Raw genomic sequence first — 7585 nt, 5'->3', positions numbered from 1 at the left:
GCCAATGGCGCCGGCAAGTCGACGCTGATGATGACGATCTTCGGCAAGCCGCGCGCGCGTGCCGGCAGCATCGAATATGACGGCCGCGACATCACCGGCGTGCCGACGCATGAGATCGCGCGGCTGCGGATCGCGCAATCGCCGGAGGGACGGCGGATCTTTCCGCGCATGAGCGTCGCGGAAAACCTACAGATGGGCGCCGATGCCACCGAATGCAGCGAGGCCGAGCGCGAGGCCGGACTGGAGCGCGTGTTCGCGCTATTCCCGCGGCTGAAGGAACGCATCGCGCAGCGCGGCGGCACCCTGTCGGGCGGCGAGCAGCAGATGCTGGCGATCGGACGCGCCTTGATGAGCCGGCCGCGGCTGTTGATGCTGGACGAACCCTCGCTCGGCCTGGCACCGCTGATCGCGCGCCAGATCTTCGACGCCATCCGTACGCTGAACCGGCAGGACGGCCTCACCGTGCTGATCGTCGAGCAGAACGCCAACCATGCGCTGAAGCTCGCCCACCGCGGCTATGTCATGGTCAACGGTCTGATCACCCTGACCGGAACCGGCAGCGAATTGTTGCAGCGGCCGGAAATTCGCGCCGCCTATCTGGAAGGCGGCCGCCACGGCTGAGCTCGCCTCGCCATGCAGCAGATTGCTGCGCGGGCCAGCGTCGATTTGCCTGAAAATTGCCGGTGACTTCACCGCGAAATCAGCCGAGAATGCCGCCGGTTTCTGGACCCAGCGCCTGCCGGGTCCTTCCGCTAGAGGCAACGACCACGAGGGACGTCTCATGAAATCACTGAAGCTCTTCGGCCTGGCACTGGGCGCAACGTTCGCTCTATCGGCGAGCGCGTTCGCGCAAGACATCACCGTCGCAGTCGCGGGCCCGATGACGGGCTCCGAATCCGCATTCGGCCGGCAGCTGAAGAACGGCGCCGAGCAGGCCGTCGCCGACATCAACGCGGCCGGCGGCATCCTCGGCAAGAAGCTGGCGCTGGAAACCGACGACGACGCCTGCGATCCCAAGCAGGCGCGCTCGATCGCCGAGAAGATTGCGAGCTCCAAGATTCCGTTCGTGGCCGGGCATTTCTGCTCCTCGTCCTCGATCCCGGCGTCGGAAGCCTATGCCGACGGCAACGTCCTACAGATCACGCCGGCCTCGACCAACCCGCTGTTCACCGAACGCAAGCTCTGGAACGTGGCGCGCGTCTGCGGCCGCGACGATCAGCAGGGTGTCGTCGCCGCCGACTACATCCTGAAGAACTACAAGGGCAAGAACGTCGCGATCCTGAACGACAAGACCACCTACGGCAAAGGCCTCGCCGACGAGACCAAGAAGGCGCTGAACAAGGCCGGCTTCCAGGAGAAGATGTTCGAGTCCTACAACAAGGGCGACAAGGACTTCAACTCGATCGTCTCGCGCCTGAAGCGCGACAATATCGATCTGGTCTATGTCGGCGGCTACCATCAGGAAGCCGGCCTGATCCTGCGCCAGATGCGCGACCAGGGCCTCCAGACCGTCCTGATGGCGGGCGATGCCATGAACGACAAGGAGTTCGCCTCGATCACGGGACCCGCCGCGGAAGGCACGCTGTTCACCTTCGGCCCCGACCCGCGCAACAAGCCGACCGCGAAGGCGATCGTCGAGAAGTTCAAAGCCAAGAACATCGACCCCGAGGGCTACACGCTCTACACCTACGCTGCGATGCAGGTCTGGTCGCAGGCCGCCGCCAAGGCCGGCACCACCGACGCCAAGAAGGTGATGGACACCATCAAGGCCGGCGAGTGGGATACCGTACTCGGCAAGATGGCGTTCGACGCCAAGGGCGACATCAAGGCGATCGACTATGTCGTCTACAAATGGGATGCCAAGGGCAACTACGCCGAGGTCAACCAGAAGGGCTCGTAAGGCCCCTCGCGTTCGCTCGCATCAGAGTTGCAAGACGCCCCGGTCCGCCGGGGCGTTTTTTTGACAGAAGCCCGCAAGTCTTACCGCAGCCCACCCGCCCGCTATGCCGGACGGTTGCTGCATCCGTCGCGGCTGCTATACCGGATCGATCGGACAGCAGGCGGACGGGACACATCGTGAAAAACCTTCTCACCGATATTGCCGGCGTTGCCGTCGGCCACGCCGACGACGCCGTGATCGCCTCGGGCGTCACCGCGATCCTGTTCGAGCGGCCGGCGGTGGCCTCGATCGACATTCGCGGCGGTGGTCCCGGCACCCGCGAGGACGCGCTGCTCGCGCCGCATAATGTCGTGGAGGCGATCGACGCCATCACGCTGTCGGGTGGCTCCGCGCTCGGGCTCGATGCCGCCGGCGGCGTGCAGGCCTGGCTCGCCGAGCGCGGCCGCGGCTTTCGTATCCGCGATGCTGTCATCCCGATCGTGCCGGGCGCGATCTGCTTCGATCTGCTCAACGGCGGCAACAAGGCCTGGGGCCGGTTTCCGCCGTATCGGGATCTCGGCTACGCGGCTGCGAACGCCGCCGCGGGAGAGTTCGAGCTCGGCAGCGTCGGCGCCGGGATGGGCGCGACCACCGCCAATCTGAAGGGCGGCCTCGGCTCGGCGTCCGACGTCACCGACGATGGCGTGATGGTCGCAGCGCTCGCGGTGGTCAACGCGGTCGGCAGCGTCACGGTCGGTGGCGGCCCGTGGTTCTGGGCAGCGCCGTTCGAGGTCGGTGGCGAGTTCGGCGGACGCGGCCTGCCGCCCTCGTTCACGCCGGAAATGCTGAAGCCACGGCTGAAAGGCGGTGCGGATGCGACGGCTGCCGAGAACACCACGCTCGTCGTGGTCGTGACCGACGCACAACTGACCAAGCCGCAAGCCAGGCGCCTTGCGATGATCGCGCAGACCGGCATGGCGCGCGCGATCTATCCGGTGCACGCCCCGCTCGATGGCGATGTGGTGTTTGCGGCGGCGACCGGCGCCAAGCCGATCGATCCGCTGTTCGGTCTGACCAAGCTCGGTGCGATCGCGGCCAACACGGTGGCGCGCGCCATCGCCCGCGGCATCCATTCAGCGACCGCGCTGCCCTTCGCCGGCGCGCTGCCGAGCTGGTGCGACCGGTTCGGCTAAGCGCTGACCGACAGCGACGACGAGGCCTGCGCCGAGATCGCCTGCGACTGGCGCTGGATCAGCTGCTCGATGAAATTGTACGACGAGGTCGCGTTGCTGCTGGAAGAGGACGAATTCGTGCTGCCGGTGGTCGAGGCCGCGGCCGGCAGGGTCATCGACACCTTGGAGCCGTCGGCATAGGTCGTCGTGGTGGTGGTCGAGCCATCGCTGTTGGTCACCGACGTCGAGCTTGCGCCGCCCAGCGCCTGCATCAGGGGATCGGAGCTCGATCCGCCCGAGCTGCTGGAGCCGGAGCCGTCGGTCGAGCCGCTGGCCATGTGATGGTGACCATGACCGCCCTTGTGGCCTTCCAGGGCCTTCGACATCTCGTCGAGGCTGACGGTGCCGTTGCCATTGGTGTCGAGCTTGGCGAACACGGCGTCGGCCTGCGCGGTGTTGGTGCCGCCGGCGCCGAGCGCATTCTCGAATTCCGTCTTGGTAATCTGGCCGTTGCCGTCGGCATCGATCTGCGAGAACAGGTCCTGCAAGGCCTGCTGCCGGCTGGTCGGGGTCGCGCTGGTCGCGGCCGTGGTCTGCGACTGGCTCTGCGCATCGAGCAGCGCGCTCATGGTCTGCGGCGAAATCTGCGCGGTGCTGCTGCTCGATCCAGTGCTGGTGCTTGCAGTCGACGTCGTGGTCGAGGGCGCGAACAGCCCGCTCGACTGACTTCCCGCACTGGAGCCGCCGGTCTGGGTCGTCGATTTCGACGACATCAACGAGCTCAAAAGATCAATGGCCGATGACGCAGCGCCAATGGCAAACAACATGGCAATACTCCAACCAAGCCGCGCCTTGCGGCCCAAACGCTTGGCAATGGCGCAGCAAGCCGCGTGCCACGGGAAAAACCCAATAAAACCAGGCTCCCGGCGTCGCTGCGGGTTCCGCGGACCCGGCAAGAGCTGCCGCCGGCGGCAGAATTTTCCGTCTCCGAAAACGCCGTCCGCTCGCATTGCCCGCCACGGCCGCGCATGTTAGGCGGGGTCACCCGTCGCCCCCTGAAGTCTTTCGGAACTGCTGACATGACTCAGTCTTTCACCCCGCGTCCCCTCGTCATCGCTCCGTCGATCCTGGCGTCGGATTTCTCAAAGCTCGGCGAGGAGGTCCGCGCCGTGGACCAGGCGGGCGCCGACTGGATCCATCTCGACGTGATGGATGGACATTTTGTCCCCAACATCTCCTATGGCCCCGACGTCATCAAGGCGATGCGGCCGCACACCAAGAAGGTGTTCGACGCGCATCTGATGATCTCGCCCTGCGACCCCTATCTCGAAGCCTTTGCCAAGGCAGGCTGCGACCACATCACCGTGCACGCCGAAGCCGGCCCGCATCTGCATCGCTCGTTGCAGGCGATCCGCGCGCTCGGCAAGAAGGCCGGCGTCTCGATCAACCCGGGCACGCCGCCGAGCGCGATCGAATATGTGCTCGACCTGATCGACCTCGTGCTGGTCATGTCGGTCAATCCCGGCTTCGGCGGCCAGGCCTTCATCCGCTCGGCGATCGGCAAGGTCTCCGACATCAGGGCGATGGTCGCGGGCCGGCCGATCGATATCGAGGTCGATGGCGGCGTTGCGCCCGACGTTGCCGGTCAGCTCGCCGCCGCCGGCGCCAATGCCTTCGTCGCGGGCTCCGCGGTGTTCAAGGGCGGCACCATCGAGGCCTACAAGACCAACATCGCCGCGATCCGCCATGCCGCGGCCGAGGCACGCGGCGAAGCGATCTAGCCAGGCACGCGGCGGATCCCGCTACTCAACTCGTCATGCCCGGACTTGTCCCGGGCATCCACGTCTTCGTCTGCCGGTGGCAAGACGTAGATGGCCGGGACAAGCCCGGCCATAACGATGTGGAAGCGTCCGATCAGAACAATGCGGGCGGCGTAGCCGCGGCGTTGGCCGCCTGGTCCGCCGCGCCGCCGTCGTCGCCATCCGTCGCCGGCGTCAGCCGCGACGGCCGCACCACGGTCACGGTGCACGGCGCTTCGGAGGCGACCTTCGCGGAGACGCTGCCGAGCAGCGCGCGCCGCATCGAGGATTGCCGCGCGCCGATGATGATGTGGTCGACCAGATTGACCGCACAGAACTCCAGGATCGCCGCGGCCGGATCGATCGCCTCCAGCACATGCACGGTCAGCCTGTCGTCCTCGAGCTTGAACGGCCGCGCCCAGTGCTGAAGCGCGACCAGGCGGTCGACATGCTTGTTCTGGCCCTGCTCGTCATGGCTGCGGTCGATCGCAAGACGATTGAGCTTCAGGACGTTGACGCAGGCGAGCCGCGCCGACGGCGACGTCGACAGCACCTGCTCGGCGGTGACGCGGATGATGTCGTTCAGCGCGTCGGCGCCCTCGCCGAGATCGAGTGCGACGGCAACGATCGGGCTGGAGGCGAGCTGCACCGCGGCACTGGACTTCGGCTGCGGCGGTACCGCGCCGAGATTGAAGCGACGGCGCCAGACGACGCGCAGCGGATCGCGATCGAGCCGCTGCGCCCGCGCGGTCAGCTTGACCTGCTCGGGGTGACCGAGATCGAAAGCGAGCTGCGCCGCGGTCGGATAGCGCGCGGCCGGATCGATCTCCAGACAGCGCAGCACGATCTCCTGCAACCAGGGCGGATAGTCGGGCTTGAGCTTGCGTGGCGGATGCGGATCGCGCCACAGCCTGCGCCGCATCCCGCGCAGGGTCTCGGTCTCACCGAACGGGCGAACCCCGGTGGTGAAGAAATACAGCAGCACCCCGAGCGAAAACAGGTCGCTGCGCGGATCGTCGCGCACCCCGAGCAGGCGCTCCGGCGCCATGTAGGGCGCGGTGCCGTATGGCAGGCGAAACTCCTCCTGCAACAGGTCGGGCAGATGCTGATGATGCGACAGACCGAAATCGATCAGCACCGCTTCGCCGCGCTCGCGGAACATGATGCTGCTCGGCTTGATGTCGTGATGGATCACGTTCTGCCGATGCAGGCTGGCGAGCGCGGTGGCGATCTTGCCGCCGATCAAGCGCGCCTCGTCATACGGGATCGGCAGCGCGTCGAGCCGCTTGTAGAGGGTTTGCCCGGGGATGCGCTCCATCACCACATAGGCCTGGCGCTCGAAATCGCCGGTGCCGAAGCACGCCGGCACGTGCGGCCCCGACAGCCGCGGCAGGATCATCTGTTCCATCTCGAAGCTGACGATGGCGGCAGGATCCTCGCCCTCCGAAGTGAGCGGCACCTTCATCAGCAGCGGCACGTTGATGCCCGGATGGGTGACGCTCCACAGCGTCGCCATGCCGCCGCGGTGCACCCGCTCGCCGATGGTGAAACCATCGATCTCGGCGCCCGACTGCATGGTCAGCGCAGGCATCGGGATCACCTGCCGAGCGGCAGCCGGTCGGCCAGCCAATGCGGCAGGCCGTTCGCCCTGATCCGCGCCGCCGCGGTCGCGACGTCATAGGGCACGCGATGATAGGTGATCTCGCGGCTTGCGGTGTCGAACATCGCAAACGATGCCGCGGGATCGCCGTCGCGCGGCTGGCCGACCGAGCCGAGCACCGCGAGCCAGCGCCGTCCCGTCAACAATTGGACCGGGACGCCCGAGGTCGGGACGAAGCTCGTCATCTTGGCGGTCGAGGACATCGAGTAGAGGCCGGGACGGTGGATGTGGCCGCAGAACGTGATCTGCAACTCGGTGGCCATCATGCTGCGCGCGGCATCCGAGGTGTCTCGGACATAGCGCCACTTCGCCGGATCGGAGGCCTCGGAATGCACGTAGAGGCGGTTGTCCTGCTCGCGCAGGATCGGCAGGCCGGCGAGGAAGGCCTTCTGCTCGCCATTGAGCCGGCCGCGGGTCCAGTCGATGGCGGCCTGCGCATCGGCATTCATGCTGTCGCTGGGAACGCCAATCGCGTTGTCATGATTGCCGCGCACCGCGATCGCACCCTCGGACACGAGCCCCACCACAGTATCGACAGCCCATTCGGGATCGGCGCCATAGCCGACGATATCGCCGAGGCAGACCAGCCGCTCGGCGCCACGCGCCCGCGCGGCATCGAGGCAGGCGGCGAAGGCCTGCCGGTTGGCATGAATATCGGCAAAGAGTGCAAGCCGCATCGTGGTCCGCGCTACTGATCCCTGCCCGATATCAAGCACACGCGGCCCCGGGCTCGCAATCGGGCCAAAGGCATCGGTCGATCAGAAGATGTAGGGAACAGTAGGAAACGCGACCGCTATTGCTTGCAGACCCGTACGCCCTTCAGCAGCAGGGCGATCAACGCATCGATCCGCGACGGGCATTCCGGCTTGGCCCATTCCTCGGCATGCGCCGGGTGATGGTAGCGGACGGTCGCATCGAACACGGCACGCGCGGTCGCCTTGACGTTGTCCATCTCGAACACGCCTTGCGCCACGCCGTCGGCCAGGATTTTCGCGACCAGATCGACCTGCTTGTCCTTGTAGGCTTCCACCACCTCGCGGGCGTCCTGCGCCAGCGCGAGGTGGTGGAAGCCTAC

Annotated in this window: 7 protein-coding genes and 1 pseudogene; 4 read left to right on the top strand and 4 right to left on the bottom strand. The window is 66.6% G+C overall.

The genetic code is table 11. From position 1 onward, the window contains the following. The 3 genes from B2W55_RS07925 to B2W55_RS07915 all read left to right on the top strand — a co-directional run. The coding region (locus tag B2W55_RS07925) for an ABC transporter ATP-binding protein (RefSeq protein ID WP_291532207.1) at nt 1–621 on the top strand (621 nt) is incomplete at its 5' end. A 160-nt stretch (nt 622–781) separates the two neighbouring features. Continuing rightward, nucleotides 782–1900, top strand: coding sequence for a branched-chain amino acid ABC transporter substrate-binding protein (locus B2W55_RS07920; protein WP_024582572.1), 1119 nt, complete (start codon nt 782–784; stop codon nt 1898–1900). Between the two features lie 176 nt (nt 1901–2076). Then, entirely contained in the window at nt 2077–3072 is a 996-nt protein-coding gene (locus B2W55_RS07915; protein WP_024582573.1) for a P1 family peptidase, read from the top strand. Here the strand turns inward: B2W55_RS07915 and B2W55_RS07910 are convergent. Next, nucleotides 3069–3878, bottom strand: a complete 810-nt coding sequence (locus tag B2W55_RS07910; protein ID WP_024582574.1) for an EF-hand domain-containing protein — start codon at nt 3876–3878, stop codon at nt 3069–3071. The genes B2W55_RS07915 and B2W55_RS07910 overlap by 4 nt on opposite strands. 252 nt (nt 3879–4130) lie before the next feature. Here B2W55_RS07910 and rpe point away from each other — a divergent pair, with 252 nt between their 5' ends. Continuing rightward, nucleotides 4131–4832, top strand: coding sequence for a ribulose-phosphate 3-epimerase (rpe, locus tag B2W55_RS07905; protein WP_024582575.1), 702 nt, complete (start codon nt 4131–4133; stop codon nt 4830–4832). Nucleotides 4833–4965: 133 nt separating this feature from the next. On the opposite strand, the gene B2W55_RS07900 is transcribed toward rpe, so the two are convergent. The 3 genes and pseudogenes from B2W55_RS07900 to B2W55_RS07890 form a co-directional block, all read right to left on the bottom strand. Continuing rightward, entirely contained in the window at nt 4966–6441 is a 1476-nt protein-coding gene (locus B2W55_RS07900) for a serine/threonine protein kinase (protein WP_024582577.1), read from the bottom strand. A 5-nt stretch (nt 6442–6446) separates the two neighbouring features. Next, nucleotides 6447–7187, bottom strand: coding sequence for a metallophosphoesterase family protein (locus B2W55_RS07895; protein ID WP_024582578.1), 741 nt, complete (start codon nt 7185–7187; stop codon nt 6447–6449). Nucleotides 7188–7303: 116 nt separating this feature from the next. Continuing rightward, nucleotides 7304–7585, bottom strand: a pseudogene (locus B2W55_RS07890) (TetR/AcrR family transcriptional regulator); the annotation flags it as partial.

This window comes from Bradyrhizobium sp. UBA2491 (genome assembly GCF_002341725.1).
GTDB lineage: Bacteria > Pseudomonadota > Alphaproteobacteria > Rhizobiales > Xanthobacteraceae > Bradyrhizobium.
Note: the sequence above shows the minus strand (reverse complement) of the source record. Positions and strands in the feature narration are given on the sequence as shown.